This is a genomic window from Arthrobacter woluwensis (genome assembly GCF_900105345.1).
GTDB lineage: Bacteria > Actinomycetota > Actinomycetes > Actinomycetales > Micrococcaceae > Arthrobacter_E > Arthrobacter_E woluwensis.
On record NZ_FNSN01000001.1, the window covers coordinates 17,568 to 29,644 of the forward strand.

General features: G+C 61.4%; 27 protein-coding genes. 24 read left to right on the forward strand and 3 right to left on the reverse strand.

The genetic code is table 11. The annotated features are described in order from the left end of the window. Nucleotides 1-54 precede the first annotated feature (54 nt). The 10 genes from BLV63_RS00100 (at nucleotide 55) to BLV63_RS00140 (ending at nucleotide 4,006) form a co-directional block, all read left to right on the forward strand. Complete coding sequence (locus BLV63_RS00100; RefSeq protein ID WP_082724328.1) at nucleotides 55-291, forward strand: helix-turn-helix domain-containing protein; 237 nt, start codon at nucleotides 55-57, stop codon at nucleotides 289-291. 55 nt (nucleotides 292-346) lie between these two features. After that, entirely contained in the window at nucleotides 347-1,183 is an 837-nt protein-coding gene (locus tag BLV63_RS00105; RefSeq protein WP_066217397.1) for a Rha family transcriptional regulator, read from the forward strand. Then, complete coding sequence (locus BLV63_RS18190; RefSeq protein WP_139244580.1) at nucleotides 1,183-1,356, forward strand: helix-turn-helix domain-containing protein; 174 nt, start codon at nucleotides 1,183-1,185, stop codon at nucleotides 1,354-1,356. The genes BLV63_RS00105 and BLV63_RS18190 overlap by 1 nt, the downstream gene beginning before the upstream one ends. A 91-nt stretch (nucleotides 1,357-1,447) precedes the next feature. Next, entirely contained in the window at nucleotides 1,448-1,657 is a 210-nt protein-coding gene (locus BLV63_RS00110) for a hypothetical protein (RefSeq protein WP_066217395.1), read from the forward strand. Between the two features lie 468 nt (nucleotides 1,658-2,125). Next, on the forward strand, nucleotides 2,126-2,473 hold the full coding sequence (locus BLV63_RS00115; RefSeq protein ID WP_066217393.1) for a hypothetical protein: 348 nt from the start codon (nucleotides 2,126-2,128) through the stop codon (nucleotides 2,471-2,473). A 45-nt stretch (nucleotides 2,474-2,518) separates the two neighbouring features. After that, nucleotides 2,519-2,968, forward strand: a complete 450-nt coding sequence (locus tag BLV63_RS00120) for a hypothetical protein (protein WP_066217391.1) — start codon at nucleotides 2,519-2,521, stop codon at nucleotides 2,966-2,968. Next, nucleotides 2,961-3,227, forward strand: coding sequence for a hypothetical protein (locus BLV63_RS00125; protein WP_066217389.1), 267 nt, complete (start codon nucleotides 2,961-2,963; stop codon nucleotides 3,225-3,227). The genes BLV63_RS00120 and BLV63_RS00125 overlap by 8 nt, the downstream gene beginning before the upstream one ends. Continuing rightward, nucleotides 3,227-3,610, forward strand: coding sequence for a hypothetical protein (locus BLV63_RS00130; protein ID WP_066217388.1), 384 nt, complete (start codon nucleotides 3,227-3,229; stop codon nucleotides 3,608-3,610). The genes BLV63_RS00125 and BLV63_RS00130 overlap by 1 nt, the downstream gene beginning before the upstream one ends. Beyond that, entirely contained in the window at nucleotides 3,607-3,828 is a 222-nt protein-coding gene (locus BLV63_RS00135) for a hypothetical protein (protein WP_066217387.1), read from the forward strand. The genes BLV63_RS00130 and BLV63_RS00135 overlap by 4 nt, the downstream gene beginning before the upstream one ends. Then, on the forward strand, nucleotides 3,821-4,006 hold the full coding sequence (locus BLV63_RS00140) for a hypothetical protein (protein WP_066217385.1): 186 nt from the start codon (nucleotides 3,821-3,823) through the stop codon (nucleotides 4,004-4,006). The genes BLV63_RS00135 and BLV63_RS00140 overlap by 8 nt, the downstream gene beginning before the upstream one ends. A gap of 2 nt (nucleotides 4,007-4,008) precedes the next feature. On the opposite strand, the gene BLV63_RS00145 is transcribed toward BLV63_RS00140, so the two are convergent. After that, entirely contained in the window at nucleotides 4,009-4,365 is a 357-nt protein-coding gene (locus BLV63_RS00145; RefSeq protein WP_139244581.1) for a hypothetical protein, read from the reverse strand. A gap of 54 nt (nucleotides 4,366-4,419) precedes the next feature. Here BLV63_RS00145 and BLV63_RS00150 point away from each other — a divergent pair, with 54 nt between their 5' ends. Genes BLV63_RS00150 through BLV63_RS00175 form a run of 6 tightly spaced genes read left to right on the forward strand, consistent with a single transcriptional unit; the run spans nucleotide 4,420 to nucleotide 6,160 of the window. Continuing rightward, nucleotides 4,420-4,689 carry a hypothetical protein gene (locus tag BLV63_RS00150; protein ID WP_066217381.1) on the forward strand — a complete coding sequence of 90 codons (270 nt, stop codon included), beginning with the start codon at nucleotides 4,420-4,422 and terminating at the stop codon, nucleotides 4,687-4,689. Then, complete coding sequence (locus BLV63_RS00155; protein WP_066217379.1) at nucleotides 4,682-4,939, forward strand: hypothetical protein; 258 nt, start codon at nucleotides 4,682-4,684, stop codon at nucleotides 4,937-4,939. The genes BLV63_RS00150 and BLV63_RS00155 overlap by 8 nt, the downstream gene beginning before the upstream one ends. Next, nucleotides 4,932-5,303: a hypothetical protein gene (locus BLV63_RS00160; protein WP_066217377.1), complete on the forward strand. Its 372-nt coding sequence runs from the start codon at nucleotides 4,932-4,934 to the stop codon at nucleotides 5,301-5,303. The genes BLV63_RS00155 and BLV63_RS00160 overlap by 8 nt, the downstream gene beginning before the upstream one ends. After that, nucleotides 5,300-5,524, forward strand: coding sequence for a hypothetical protein (locus tag BLV63_RS00165; RefSeq protein ID WP_066217375.1), 225 nt, complete (start codon nucleotides 5,300-5,302; stop codon nucleotides 5,522-5,524). The genes BLV63_RS00160 and BLV63_RS00165 overlap by 4 nt, the downstream gene beginning before the upstream one ends. Beyond that, entirely contained in the window at nucleotides 5,511-5,879 is a 369-nt protein-coding gene (locus tag BLV63_RS00170) for a hypothetical protein (protein WP_066217371.1), read from the forward strand. Before BLV63_RS00165 ends, BLV63_RS00170 begins: the two co-directional genes overlap by 14 nt. Next, nucleotides 5,876-6,160 (forward strand): hypothetical protein, encoded by a 285-nt coding sequence (locus BLV63_RS00175; protein ID WP_139244582.1) that lies wholly within the window; start codon nucleotides 5,876-5,878, stop codon nucleotides 6,158-6,160. The genes BLV63_RS00170 and BLV63_RS00175 overlap by 4 nt, the downstream gene beginning before the upstream one ends. On the opposite strand, the gene BLV63_RS18195 is transcribed toward BLV63_RS00175, so the two are convergent. After that, nucleotides 6,157-6,507: a helix-turn-helix domain-containing protein gene (locus BLV63_RS18195; RefSeq protein ID WP_139244583.1), complete on the reverse strand. Its 351-nt coding sequence runs from the start codon at nucleotides 6,505-6,507 to the stop codon at nucleotides 6,157-6,159. The two genes, BLV63_RS00175 and BLV63_RS18195, sit on opposite strands and share 4 nt — an antisense overlap. A gap of 122 nt (nucleotides 6,508-6,629) precedes the next feature. Between BLV63_RS18195 and BLV63_RS18555 the strand changes: the two genes are divergently transcribed. The 7 genes from BLV63_RS18555 to BLV63_RS18200 all read left to right on the forward strand — a co-directional run bounded on the left by BLV63_RS18555 (nucleotide 6,630) and on the right by BLV63_RS18200 (nucleotide 9,545). Next, nucleotides 6,630-7,091: an HNH endonuclease signature motif containing protein gene (locus tag BLV63_RS18555; protein WP_074783849.1), complete on the forward strand. Its 462-nt coding sequence runs from the start codon at nucleotides 6,630-6,632 to the stop codon at nucleotides 7,089-7,091. Beyond that, nucleotides 7,088-7,294 (forward strand): hypothetical protein, encoded by a 207-nt coding sequence (locus BLV63_RS00190; RefSeq protein ID WP_074783851.1) that lies wholly within the window; start codon nucleotides 7,088-7,090, stop codon nucleotides 7,292-7,294. The genes BLV63_RS18555 and BLV63_RS00190 overlap by 4 nt, the downstream gene beginning before the upstream one ends. Further along, nucleotides 7,291-7,488, forward strand: a complete 198-nt coding sequence (locus BLV63_RS00195) for a hypothetical protein (protein WP_066217583.1) — start codon at nucleotides 7,291-7,293, stop codon at nucleotides 7,486-7,488. Before BLV63_RS00190 ends, BLV63_RS00195 begins: the two co-directional genes overlap by 4 nt. Further along, nucleotides 7,485-8,165 carry a lambda exonuclease family protein gene (locus BLV63_RS00200; protein WP_066217586.1) on the forward strand — a complete coding sequence of 227 codons (681 nt, stop codon included), beginning with the start codon at nucleotides 7,485-7,487 and terminating at the stop codon, nucleotides 8,163-8,165. The genes BLV63_RS00195 and BLV63_RS00200 overlap by 4 nt, the downstream gene beginning before the upstream one ends. A gap of 2 nt (nucleotides 8,166-8,167) precedes the next feature. Beyond that, entirely contained in the window at nucleotides 8,168-8,701 is a 534-nt protein-coding gene (locus BLV63_RS00205) for a hypothetical protein (RefSeq protein ID WP_066217589.1), read from the forward strand. Then, a complete protein-coding gene (gene ssb, locus BLV63_RS00210) occupies nucleotides 8,691-9,161 on the forward strand; it encodes a single-stranded DNA-binding protein (RefSeq protein ID WP_066217594.1) in 471 nt (156 codons plus the stop codon). Before BLV63_RS00205 ends, ssb begins: the two co-directional genes overlap by 11 nt. Nucleotides 9,162-9,254: 93 nt before the next feature. Then, on the forward strand, nucleotides 9,255-9,545 hold the full coding sequence (locus BLV63_RS18200; protein WP_074783853.1) for a thioredoxin domain-containing protein: 291 nt from the start codon (nucleotides 9,255-9,257) through the stop codon (nucleotides 9,543-9,545). Between the two features lie 1,182 nt (nucleotides 9,546-10,727). On the opposite strand, the gene BLV63_RS19015 is transcribed toward BLV63_RS18200, so the two are convergent. After that, nucleotides 10,728-10,850 (reverse strand): hypothetical protein, encoded by a 123-nt coding sequence (locus tag BLV63_RS19015; RefSeq protein ID WP_302846642.1) that lies wholly within the window; start codon nucleotides 10,848-10,850, stop codon nucleotides 10,728-10,730. A gap of 705 nt (nucleotides 10,851-11,555) precedes the next feature. Here BLV63_RS19015 and BLV63_RS00220 point away from each other — a divergent pair. Further along, on the forward strand, nucleotides 11,556-12,077 hold a 522-nt coding region (locus BLV63_RS00220; protein WP_139244584.1), incomplete at its 3' end, for an IS30 family transposase.

Sequence of the window (12,077 nt, forward strand, 5' to 3'; positions counted from 1 at the left end):
AATTTCAGTTGCGTATCTTGCGTGTTGCACAAGAATGCGCCTACAGTTGCATACATGGAACCCATCACTATGAAACGCCGGATCAACGGCACTGCGGTACGGGTGATCCGTGATCTGGCGGGCATCCGACACATGGACCTCGCAGCGCGCGCCGGGATCAGCAGGGGATCGCTCACGCATGTTGAGAGCGGAAGCCGGGACGTGTCTGCGGCAACCCTGCGCAAGATCGCCGATGCCCTCCGAGTCCCGCTGGAAGCCATCAGCTACCCCGACTTCCAGACAAAGAACTAGCCCCCAGCAACTGCCATTGCTGAGGGCTTAGAGAAAACCTAGAGAGAGGAATCTCATGAACGAGATTACCACCCCCATCCAGATCACCAACACCCCTGACGGCCTTAGGGTCGAATCCACCACGATCGCCGAGGGAACAGGCGTCCAGCACAAGAACGTCCTGGAACTCATCGAGACACACAGGGCCGCGCTCGAAGAGTTCGGGCAGCTCGCGTTTGAAACGCGACCTGGCTACAACAACGCACCGGTTCGGATCGCGATGCTGAACGAACCGCAGGCAACACTTCTCATGACCCTCAGCCGAAACCTTGGCCGAGTCGTCGAATTCAAGGTAGCCCTGGTGAAGGCGTTCTTCGACATGGCGCAGCAGCTCGCACAGCGGAACCTCCCTTCGCGTGCCGACCTTGCGAAGTGGGTTCTCGAGGCTGAAGCGAAGACTTCGGCGCTGGAAGCCAAGGTTGCCGAGGACGCCCCGAAGGTGCTGTATGTGGACAGTTTCGTTGCCGACAACGACACCCACCTCTTCAGGACTGTCGCATCGAACCTGGAAGTCTCGGAGGGCGACCTTCGAGCCGCGCTGAAGTTCGCTGGCTGGATCTATCGCCAGGAGCAGCGGCGCAGAAACTCCAAGGGAAAGGTCATCACCGAGTACCAGTGGTGCGAGTACGCGACGAAGAAGCCCTTCTTCTTCCGGAAGGCCGCTCACGAGAATGCACCCCTCTTCAAGGGCAGCGTGGCCTTCACCCTGACGATCACGCCCGCAGGGGCAGCGGCCATCACCGAGTTCGTGGAGCGCTTGGCATCAGAGCATGGCTCCCTGCGAAACGCTCTGCCGACCCTGCAGGAGAAGTACAACGACCGCCAGGAGCGGCTGCGCAAGGAGTGTGCCTGATGGCGAAGACCGCTTACACCGTTGAGGAAGCGGCCGAGGAATTCGCAGTCTCGGCATGGCAGATCCGCAACGCCATCGCCAAATCAGACCTCGCCGCGAAGCGCGTGGGGAAGCAGCTCAGCATCTCGCACACCAATCTTGAAGCCTGGTACGAAACCCTCACAGACGCCTAGCCGGCGCACCTTCTCGCCCACTCTCTGGGCATCACCTATCACTATTCCCGCTCCGAGGTTCGCCACGGACGATGAGATTTAGGGGACAGCTATGTCTACTACCGGGTTTGAGAACCGGATTGCGGCGTATGCCGTTGAGCATGAGATCACGATCAGTCGGGGCAAGGTGCAGCGTTTGGCGTTGCGGTTGTCGAAGCGGATGGATCGGTTGTCGGACGAGACGTTGGAGCGGGTGTTCATGCATTCGGATCCGACGCCGAAGTTGGCGATCCGGAACATCGAGCGTGAGGCGGTGGTGTGATGACCGCGTATTCCCGCACGAGTGACCTTCCGACGTCGCATGAGGCGGCTGCTGGGGTGCGTACCGGCTGGTGTGAGTCGTTGGTTGCTGATGCGTTGTATACGGCCCGGAATCGTCCTGTGACGCATCGTGAGCTGGTTCTCAGGGTGCGTGGGCTGTGTGTGGAGCGTGGCGTTCCGTCGAAGTCGTTTCCGGCTGATCAGTCGATTCGTTCGCGGTGTGCGGAGTTGGTGCGTCGGGGTGTGGTCGAGCCTGCCGGTTCGGTGCGTGGTGAGAAGCGGCGTGAGATGCAGTGGCGGCTAACTCGTTCTGCGATTCGGGAGCGTGATGCACGATGAACGCCTACAACTCCTTGCTCACCCTGTTCCTGCTCGTCGGGTGCGCGTTCACAGGAGCATTCCTCTTCCCGCCGCCGAAACACTGGCCGTACACCGAACCCACTGACCCATTCGACACTGAGGAGAACAAATGAACTTCGCACGAGCATTCCGCTGGCTCAGCAACACTTACTGGCCAGCCCTACTCACCGCTCTGATCCTGACTATCTACGCTGTCATGGCATTGATCCGTGGCGAGCGCGAGACGGCCGTGTACATCAGCCTGACAGTGTTTTGGGCGGTGTTCGCGTGGCAGCTCGAGCGGAAAGCCTTCGGTCGTGGCTACATCAAAGGCCAGATCGACCACGCAGAGCAGATGAAGAACCGAAAGTCCTCACGGTCTGAGGTTCACTTCACCGGATCGCCGATGTCTGTGGAGGACTTTGAACGCCATGTGCGGAACAGTGCAAGAAATCGGACCAGCAATGAAGGACTCTGAGGCCCCGAACACCGGGGCCTCAGTCGTATCCAAGGAGACCCACCAATGACCACCACCCAGCCCACCGAGTTCGAGAACCGCGACGGCGACCGCTTCCTCCGTGTGGGAGGCGGTGCGCTGAGGATCAAGTTGAACCAGGGCCGCGAAGAGCTGACCTTCACGCCCAAGTCCCCTGAGCAGGCGCACCGTGTCGCCCTGGCGATCCTCACCGGCCCCGGGAAGGTAGAGGCCGTCGCATTTGGTAGTGACCTGGAAGAGGCCGCTAAACGCTTGACCGATCACTTCAGGATGCTCGATGCCCAGGCTGCCGCTGAGGCGGAGGCCGCCGAACTCCAGGCAGAAGCGCTGGCGATCCTCAACGCCATGGACCCCGACTGCGCCACCGATGAGTGGCAGCACTGGGGCGAATACAGCCAGGCAAAGGCCCTCAACGCCGCCGAGGCCGTGCGTGAGGTCCGCCGGCTCCACACCAACAAGGAAACCCAACATGGCTGAGCGAAACCAGCGAAACCGCTGGCGGTGCACCGTCGTCGGATGCAACCCGGTACTCATCGGAGAACCCGCCGCCCGCGAGCACGAGGCTACCGGCCACAGGATCGCGAAGTGGCCCATCCGATCAGCAGCTGGGAAGGCCAAGGCCCGCCGCCGAAACAAGACTGGCTACTACGACCAGTACAACGTCGGGCCCAAGTCCGCTGAGGAGCGGGGCATCATCCATGACGACTACATGGCTTTCGGAGAGGACGACTTCTGATGACCGCTCCCACCCCCACCCCTGGTTTCCCGCCCGCCCTGGAAACCGCCATCACCGAGGCACTGGAACGGCACCAATCCGTGGTCGCAGCGCTGCGTCACGCGGCAACCTATCGATGCACTGGCTGCAAGGAAGATAGCGGCTCACCCCTCCGAACAACTGCAAAGGCGTGGCTCCGCAAGCATCAGGCCGCTGTGGTCATGGAGACCATCGCCCAGCACACCACCACCGAATGGGGCGTGCGATGGGAAGGCTCGTCCGAAGTGGACATGACGGGCCACGAGTCAACGTCCCGCGAGTTCGTGAGGCAAGGCGCTGACCACGGGTTCGTTGATGTCGCCGTCGCCCGCCTGGTTCTTCCGTGGCAGGAGGTGAAGGCGTGAGCGAGCAGTACATCGTGGCTGTCCTTCTGGACCTCAGTCTCGTGGTCGACGCCTGCGGCCCCTTCCGCTCTCGCCAGCGGGCGGGCGCGGCGGCGAAGAAGATCAACGATGCGGGTGCGTGGACCGAGGCCGACCCGGATGGCGCGACGATCATCGCCCAGGTGGTGCGCCTTCGGTCCGTCGAAGAACTCGTGGAGGAGGCGCGCGACCATGGCTGAGCGCAGGCTCTACTACGTCAACTTCAACGAGGTCGCCGTCGTCACTGAGGCCGTCGAGGCGAGTTCCAAGGCGGAGGCCATCCGGTTGGTGAAGGTCGGCGAGGGCGAGCGCGTGGACTTCTATATCGACGAGCTCAGGGACCCCATGAACTTCCGGGCGTATCGAGAGGGTGAGTAGGTCTACTCCACCCGTCGCCATCCTCTCTGAGGCCGGTTGTGGACTTGTTCGGGTGCACGGTTGGGGCGGCTGGGGATGATGGCGCGGCGCTTCACCTGGGCGGCGTTCAGCCAGAACTCCCGGGACCCGAGGAAGTACGACTGCTGCCACCGGGTCTGCACGAGCACGAACTGCCGGGTCCATGCGACCGCGAAACCCTCAACGATCCTGTCCGGCTCACCACCGTCGAACGTCAACGTCGCCCACACCGCGACACCATGCACAGGCCGGTACACCAGCCGCTCATCCACCAGCTCATCCGGCACCACAACCGGCAACCGCCACGGCTTCGGGTCCCGGAACCCAACATCCTCACTCACCACACCACCATCCCACCAGGGACCGACAACAAACACACCAAGGAGAACAACGCAATGAACACCCCCAAGAAGTTCCGCAAGAAGCCACTCGTCGTTGAAGCTTTCGAAGTCCACACGCTCGACACGCCGACCGCCAAGAAGGTGACCGAGTGGTGCCCAACGGCATACATCCGCCCCAGCGACAACCACCTCGTCATCAGCACGCTCGAAGGCGACATGACGGTCAGCAAGGGCGACTTCATCGTCAAGGGCGTCAACGACGAGTTCTACCCCTGCAAGCCCGACATCTTCGCCAAGACCTACGAGGAGGCCTCCGATGACTGACCACCTCGAAGCCGCCGTTGACAACGTCGCCGAGTACTACGGGTGCGACATGGACGAAGCACGCACCGCAATCAACCGCGCCATCCCGCACCTGGCCAAGCACTTCGCGCAGGACCCCACCGTGCGCCGGGCCATCATCCAGGAACTCGCCAACGAAGCCGAAGAGGTTTACGAGGAGGCATGCGACGACGCCTGGGGTGCGTACTCGTGGCTCACCGAGAAGTTGAAGGAGGCCGAGAAGAATGACTGACGAGCGGGACGAACTGACCACCGACTACGTGCGGGATCGCTTCGTGGACTCGATGTTCACGTCGGCCGAGGCATCGGAGCTGGCCTACGCGGACTTCGCCGAGGTCGAAGAGGAACAAGCCCGGTTCGACGCATGGCTCGAATCCGTGAGAGCCGAAGCACGTCGGCCCCGGGTGATCGAGAACGCCGACGAACTCGACAAACTGCCCGTGCGATCCGTGGTGCTGGACCGGTTCGGTGATCCCGTCAAGAAGAAGGCGCAGGACTGGTGGCAGGGAATCGGCTACGAACGTGACTACACCAGCGAGACCCTGGCGCAGTTCAACCCGAACGGCGTCACCGTCGCCTGGGAAGGGGGCGAATGATGGGCAACTGGATTCCAGTCAGGGCGATCTACCGGGACTCGACTCGCCCGGATATGTACTTCAAGTTCGATGGGTTCACCCGAGAACGGCGGGATGAACTTCTCGCCGAACTTGAACAGTCCGGGTACATCGTTCAGGAGATCCTTTGGAATGACCCGCTCTTCCTGTTGGTCCAAGCCCGCCTACGCAAGGAGATGGAGAACCATCATGACCGTGCTTGATCTTGACCGGATCGAAGCCCTCTGCAACGCCGCCGATACTGGCGTGAAGTGGTGGGGGCCAAACACCCTCATGAACGGGCGGCCCAGACTCACCGAAGCCGACGCCATGTTCATCGCGGGGACCGGCCCCGACGTCGTGAAAGAACTCGTACGACAACTCAGGGAAGCGAGGGCTGGGCTCGCCGAGGCCAACAAATTCGGGTGGGCGCTGCTCGACAAACTTGGCGGAACCGTTCACTTCACCCGCGAAGAACTCGACTGCATCAACACCAACCGCTACCTGATCACAACCTATGAGGACGGCAACCGTGGAGGTAGAACCATCACAACATCATCACCCCTACAGGAACGATGATGATTGAGCCCGTGACCATCTGGAAGCGCGACGACATCGCCAACGTCTACACGCACCCCGCCTCCTGGCCGACTACCCGCGCGGTCCACTTCCTCTGGGCTGACGGGATGCGCAAGGCCAAGCACCTCACCGACGCCGAACTCGCGGCAGAGCACTTCTCCTGGTGCTTCCTCGCATCCCACACGGCCTTCGAAGACGGCGGATGGAGCCGCGACGCAGAGGCGTACAGCAAACGCGCACAGACCATCCGCCGCTTCGCCACCCACGACCAAGCCGTCTAGGCGGTCATGTTCCTGATCAGCGCATCAATCAGCTGGCGTTGCTGCAACGTCAAACGTGACGACTCAGCAGGCGGAACGTAAGCCCCGAAATCATCCCGCACCCCAACCCCGGGAAGATCCTGCACCGGGACACCCAACGCCGACGCCACAGCATTGACCGTCTCCGCCGATGACGTGCCCGTCCCGTTCACCAACCTGGCAACCGTCGGCCCCGACAGGCCCGCAGCAACAGCCAACGCCCGCATCGAACGAAAACCTGCCGACATCATCAACCCCGACCACGGCTCAGGAACATCAGCAACCATCCCCAAAACATACCAAGCACCCTTCCTGGGTGCTTTTTTCATGCCCGGAAGGAGAACCGAATGGGCTACTACGACGAACCCGACGACCGGGACCGCGACGCCGAGGAAGCCGAAGCGGACACCAGATACAACGACCGCGCCGACGAGATGAGAAAGGACAAGTCATGACCCAGGATGAGGCCAGATTCTGGTCGAAAGTCGACAAGAGCGAAAGCTGCTGGGTCTGGAATGCATTCAGAAACGAGCACGGATACGGACAATTCCGTTTCAACGGAGGTATGAAACTCGCCCATCGAGTTGCCTACGAACTTTTTTACGGCCCCATCTCATCAGGCCTCGCGATCGACCATGTATGCCATAACCCATCATGCGTGCGCCCAGACCACCTTCGGGAAGTGACCAACAAACAGAACGGGGAAAACAGGGCAGGCGCACAGGCCAACTCTCGAACGGGGGTTCGGGGGGTGAGCCCAAAAGGAAATCGATTTGTAGCCCAGGTGAAGCACCGGGGCAAGGTCTACTACTGCGGCGCATTCATCGACATAGCCTCCGCCGCACGTGCCGCAACCGAGATGCGGAACCAACTCTTTACTCACAACGGAACCGACAGGAGGAAAGGCGAATGAGCAAGGACCCCAGGCCGGTTGGGCTGCGGCTCAACCGTGACCGTGTCGTCAAGAAGAGCGGCTACTGGTTCGTGCTGGCAGCAGATCTTCAGCGCATCTTCTGGAACAAGGAGTTCAACTACCCAGAATCTGTCCACCTGGCTCACACACATCGGGAAGCCATCCACGCCCTGGATGTTGCTCGTGGGCGGGTGAAGCCATGACCCGGAAGTACGCGGGCTACGACCACACCATCAACCCGTCACCCATCAAGGGCATCGCGGTCGGTTACCAGGACCGCACCATCATCACCGCCGACAACACCGACGACGAGAAAGCTGCTGCGGCCGCGATCTGCATCGCACACGGCGCAGACGACCTCCTTCAAATGCTCGGACTCGACAAGGACACCCCATGACCCTCACCGTCTACAACAACCTCGAGCAAGGCTCCGAAGAATGGCTCCAAGCACGCTGCGGCATCCTCACCGCCTCAGTCATCGGCCAACTCATCACACCCACCAGCGTGAAAGTCGCGAACAACGACACAGCGCGAGCACTCACAGCGACCCTCGCCGCCGAACGAATCACCGGCTACGTAGAGCCCGTCCACGTCACAGCAGACATGGAAAGGGGAACGCTCGACGAACCGTACGCCCGAGACTCATACGCCCAGTGGTCAGCAACCACAGTCGAACAGGTCGGATTCATGGTCCTAGACAACTGGGGAATCCGGCTCGGCTTCTCACCCGACGGCCTCGTAGGCGAAGACGGGCTCATAGAGATAAAGTCGCGCCGCCAGAAGAAGCACCTCCAGACCATCACCAACGGTGAGGTTCCCACGGAGAACATGGCCCAAATCCAGACGGGGCTCCTCGTCTCCCGCCGCTCCTGGTGCGACTACGTGAGCTTCTGCAGCGGCATGCCCCTTTTCGTGAAGCGCGTCTACCCCAGTGAGAAATGGTTCAGCGCGATCATCGCGGCTGCACTCACCTTCGAGAAGAACGCCGAAGCCCTCATCGCCACCTACACCGAGGCAACCAAGAACATGCCGCCCACCGCACGAATCGACCACTTCGCAGACCTGGAGATCTAACCATGGACCTCACCAAGAGCATCGAACCACGCTCCGACCAACTCAACGCCGACGACCTCATGGCCGGCCCACGAACGTACACCATCCACGCCGTCACCGAGGGCAACGCTGAACAACCCGTCAACGTCGAACTCGTCGAAGCACCTGGCCGCCCCTACAAACCGTCCAAGAGCATGCGGCGAGTCCTGGCGTTCGCATGGAGCAAAGACACCGCAGACTTCCCCGGCCGGCGCATCACCCTCTTCCGAAACCCGGACATCAAGTTCGGACGCGACACGGTCAGAGGGATCGAAATCAGCCATCTCTCCCACATCGACAAGCCCGTCCACGTCCCACTGACGGTCACCCGAGGAAAGCGCAAGAGCTTCACAGTCCAGCCCCTCACCGAAGCGCCCCGAACCGACTGGGCTACCGAGGCCGACAAACTCGCAGGCGACCCCGACGAACTCCGCATCCTCTGGACCCGCGCACAAGCAGCAGGGGCAACACCCGAAGAACTCGAACACATCAAGGAGGTAGCAACACGTGGCGAATGAAACCAACATCACCGTTACCGGGAACCTGACCAACGATCCGGAACTCAGGTTCACCCCCTCCGGATCAGCCGTCGCGAACTTCAAGGTCGCCGTCACTGCCCGCAAGTTCGACCGCAACAGCAACGAGTGGCGAGACTCCGAAACGAAGTTCTGGCGTTGTGCAGCCTGGAACCAGGGCAAACTAACCCTCGCCGAGAACGTCGCCAACACCCTCCGCAAGGGAGCAAACGTCATCGTGCAAGCCGAGATCGAGACCCGCTCTTACACCACCAAAGAAGGCGAGAAACGGACCGTAGACGAACTCAGGGTCATCGCCATCGGCAAGAATCTCGTCTTCCACGCGCAACCGCGCGGGACCGAATCGCAGGAGTTCGACGCCGTCCAGTACAACCGCCAGAACCGGTCCACCAACCAGCCACCAACCGAACCCCAAGGCTGGGACGCCGCACCTCCCTTCTGAGCCAGTCACCCACTGACTGGCTTTTTTCATGCCCAAAAGCGGGTGCTGTACCCCAAACGGCACAGCACCCGCCCAAACTCACAGGACTCACAAATGACTCACGATCCTCGAACAATTCAAGACCGCGACGGTGTCGCCGTGGTGATCTATGAGAAGCCCGAGTGCTCGCAGTGCACCCTGTCCAAAAAGCGCCTCGACGAAGCTGGCGTCGTATACGGACGAGTTGACATCACGGAAATCCTATGCATTCCTTTTCGTCAAGAACCTCGGCTACATGGCGGCCCCGTCCTCTACGTATCCACCCCTGAGGAAGACCTGCACTGGTATGGGTTCCGTCCCGACCTTATCGCGAAGCACATCACCGGTCGCGAGGACGCCGCATGACGGATCGCTGCTGCACCTCTGCCGTCCCACACCGGCGTCTGCCTCACCCGCTTCCAATGCGACCACCACAAAGAGTACGAGGCGCAAGAAGACCTCGACCACCGCGCAACCCGCGACCACCCAGACCAGTCGGTGACCTCGCAGCAGCCAACGTCGACCGCGAAAGGAGGAACCATGTACCAGTACGCGGAAACAAACCCCCGCAACCCCCGCACATGACGGATGGACCCCGCGCCCGACTCGCCAGGCCGTTCAAACATCCATCGGCTCAAACGCGCACCCGCGATCCGTCGGTGGGAGAACGTCATGCGCACGCCCTCGCCGCGCCCACCGTACCGAACAGCCGCGGCAAGCATCGCCTCAACCCGCTTCACCGAGTGGATGATGGGCCAACCCGCCGGCTGATCACCGCCGTGGACATCAGCGCCAACGACCAGATCAAAGCTGCGGCAACGGCGTCGTCACCCAACAAGCACTCGAAGCCCTCCACGCATGGCAGCACGACAAGAACAGGAAGGAGGAGCGGATGTCAGCCCCAGACAAGCGGCTGTGGGCGAAGGTCTCCGTTGACTACTTCGACAACCCGAAGATCGAGTTCCTGACCGACTCGGCACAGCTCCTCCACCTCCAGTTGATCCTGAAAGCGAAGGCGCAGGGGCGTGGCGGGATGCTCGCTGAGCGGGCATGCAAAGTGCGTGGCGCGGCCCCGTTCAAGGAGCTGGTTGACGCTGGCCTCCTCGACAGGAAGGGCCTCAGAAGTGGGCAATCCACGACTACGAGAAGCACCAAACGGAGCCCGAAAACCTCACCGAAAATAGGGCCTCCGCAGGGCTCGCGGGAACCACGTCAGACACCACGAGAACAAACGCGTCTTCGACGGGGCCTGCACCCACTGCAAAACCGCCGCTGACAAGGCGAACAGTGGTCACGCACCCGAAACGGTACCGAAGTAGCCTCGCAAACCGTCGCAAAATCCTCGCAAATGCGATCGCACTTGCGATCCGTTTGCGAGCAAAACCGTCGCAAACCGTCGCAAACAGCTCGCAGAGTTAAGAGTACTTACTTACGTAATAGCGAAACTCACCTAAGTCTCACTCAAGTTCTAAAGAAGAGATCAATCACTTTCAGTCAGATCGTCACCATAGTGACGCGCGAGACCGCGACGCCCTGATGACGAAACCATCATCCGAAAGGACAAGCCATGACCACGAAGATCCACTCCGACATCGTCGCCGCATCGATGCGCTCATTGCAGAACTCGAAGAGCTCCGCTCCGAGCTTGGCAGCAACCAGGTAAAGCGCCACACGACTCAGACTGGCGGGCTTGATGAACTTCTGACCGCCGAGGAGATAGCGAGTTGGTTGGGAAGAGCGTGCAGTCGCTCGCGCAGGATCGATACCGAGGCGTCGGGCCGGCGTTCATTCGAGTCGGCACTCGGGCCGTTCGATACAGGAAGGCCGACGTTGAAGCGTGGCTGACAGAGGTAGTTGGCCGCCAGGCGAACGAGGGCTAATGATGCCGATCACGCGGCGGCAGGCAGTGAACCTCGCCAACCACTCCACGACCTCCGCCAAGCCTGGACAGTCCCATCACTCATGTCCCTCATGGAAAAGCACCACGACTGACTATGTCAACCTGACTGGAGCCCACGATGACGGCTTGAACGGTGCCCGTCTGGGCCTGAGTTCTATCGGTCGTTGCAACACCTGATCTATTCGGGAGTTGCAGATGAATTTCGAGATTCGTGCTGTGCGGTCGCCGCAGGGTCGGAAGAAGTTGGTGGCTGAGCGTCAGCGCTACTTTGAGCTGATGCAGCAGGGATACTCCAGCAGGGCGCGTGCCGTGCGGTTGGCATCAACATCAAGACGGTCGCGAGTGGCGCAACGGTCCCTCGAAGCGAAACAAGAAGCAGCCCCCACGATCACCGCACCGGGTGATCGTGGGGGGCTGTTCGGTCGTCCCGGTTCCTCTCAGAAGAGAGCGGATCGTGATCGCCGGACCGGCGACGGATGGGGTGGGGCGTGCGACAGATCGCCGCAGAGCTGGAGAGATCGCCGTCACCGATCAGCAGGGAGCTTCGCCGCAACAGCCATCCCCGCTCCGGCGATTATCGGCCTCATGCTGCGCAGGCGCGGGCTGTGGGTCGTCTCCCGCGTCCGAAGACCGGGAAGATCGCCCAGATGCCGGAGCTGCGCGCGTACATTCAGGAGAAGCTGGATCGGCGGTGGAGTCCAGAGCAGATCTCGAAGACGCTACGGGTCGAGTTCCCCGGCAGGGAGGAGATGCACGTGACGCACGAGACGATCTACCTCGCTCTCTATATCCGAGGATGCGGAGAACTGCGCCGTGAGCTCCACAAAGCTCTGCGCACCGGGAGAGCACGTCGTAAGCCGCGCCGGCAGGCCCAACAGCGCCAGCCCCGCTACCGCGACCCTATGGTCATGATCAGCGACCGGCCCGCGGAGATCGAAGAACGCGCCATCCCTGGACACTGGGAGGGCGACCTCATCATCGGGCGAAACCAGCGCTCC

Coding starts and splice junctions, on each gene's coding strand:
- BLV63_RS00100 (WP_082724328.1), top strand. CDS start 55: ATGGAACCCATCACTATGAAACGCCGGATCAACGGCACTGCGGTACGG.
- BLV63_RS00105 (WP_066217397.1), top strand. CDS start 347: ATGAACGAGATTACCACCCCCATCCAGATCACCAACACCCCTGACGGC.
- BLV63_RS18190 (WP_139244580.1), top strand. CDS start 1,183: ATGGCGAAGACCGCTTACACCGTTGAGGAAGCGGCCGAGGAATTCGCA.
- BLV63_RS00110 (WP_066217395.1), top strand. CDS start 1,448: ATGTCTACTACCGGGTTTGAGAACCGGATTGCGGCGTATGCCGTTGAG.
- BLV63_RS00115 (WP_066217393.1), top strand. CDS start 2,126: ATGAACTTCGCACGAGCATTCCGCTGGCTCAGCAACACTTACTGGCCA.
- BLV63_RS00120 (WP_066217391.1), top strand. CDS start 2,519: ATGACCACCACCCAGCCCACCGAGTTCGAGAACCGCGACGGCGACCGC.
- BLV63_RS00125 (WP_066217389.1), top strand. CDS start 2,961: ATGGCTGAGCGAAACCAGCGAAACCGCTGGCGGTGCACCGTCGTCGGA.
- BLV63_RS00130 (WP_066217388.1), top strand. CDS start 3,227: ATGACCGCTCCCACCCCCACCCCTGGTTTCCCGCCCGCCCTGGAAACC.
- BLV63_RS00140 (WP_066217385.1), top strand. CDS start 3,821: ATGGCTGAGCGCAGGCTCTACTACGTCAACTTCAACGAGGTCGCCGTC.
- BLV63_RS00150 (WP_066217381.1), top strand. CDS start 4,420: ATGAACACCCCCAAGAAGTTCCGCAAGAAGCCACTCGTCGTTGAAGCT.
- BLV63_RS00155 (WP_066217379.1), top strand. CDS start 4,682: ATGACTGACCACCTCGAAGCCGCCGTTGACAACGTCGCCGAGTACTAC.
- BLV63_RS00160 (WP_066217377.1), top strand. CDS start 4,932: ATGACTGACGAGCGGGACGAACTGACCACCGACTACGTGCGGGATCGC.
- BLV63_RS00165 (WP_066217375.1), top strand. CDS start 5,300: ATGATGGGCAACTGGATTCCAGTCAGGGCGATCTACCGGGACTCGACT.
- BLV63_RS00170 (WP_066217371.1), top strand. CDS start 5,511: ATGACCGTGCTTGATCTTGACCGGATCGAAGCCCTCTGCAACGCCGCC.
- BLV63_RS00175 (WP_139244582.1), top strand. CDS start 5,876: ATGATGATTGAGCCCGTGACCATCTGGAAGCGCGACGACATCGCCAAC.
- BLV63_RS18195 (WP_139244583.1), bottom strand. CDS start 6,507: ATGAAAAAAGCACCCAGGAAGGGTGCTTGGTATGTTTTGGGGATGGTT.
- BLV63_RS18555 (WP_074783849.1), top strand. CDS start 6,630: ATGACCCAGGATGAGGCCAGATTCTGGTCGAAAGTCGACAAGAGCGAA.
- BLV63_RS00190 (WP_074783851.1), top strand. CDS start 7,088: ATGAGCAAGGACCCCAGGCCGGTTGGGCTGCGGCTCAACCGTGACCGT.
- BLV63_RS00195 (WP_066217583.1), top strand. CDS start 7,291: ATGACCCGGAAGTACGCGGGCTACGACCACACCATCAACCCGTCACCC.
- BLV63_RS00200 (WP_066217586.1), top strand. CDS start 7,485: ATGACCCTCACCGTCTACAACAACCTCGAGCAAGGCTCCGAAGAATGG.
- BLV63_RS00205 (WP_066217589.1), top strand. CDS start 8,168: ATGGACCTCACCAAGAGCATCGAACCACGCTCCGACCAACTCAACGCC.
- BLV63_RS18200 (WP_074783853.1), top strand. CDS start 9,255: ATGACTCACGATCCTCGAACAATTCAAGACCGCGACGGTGTCGCCGTG.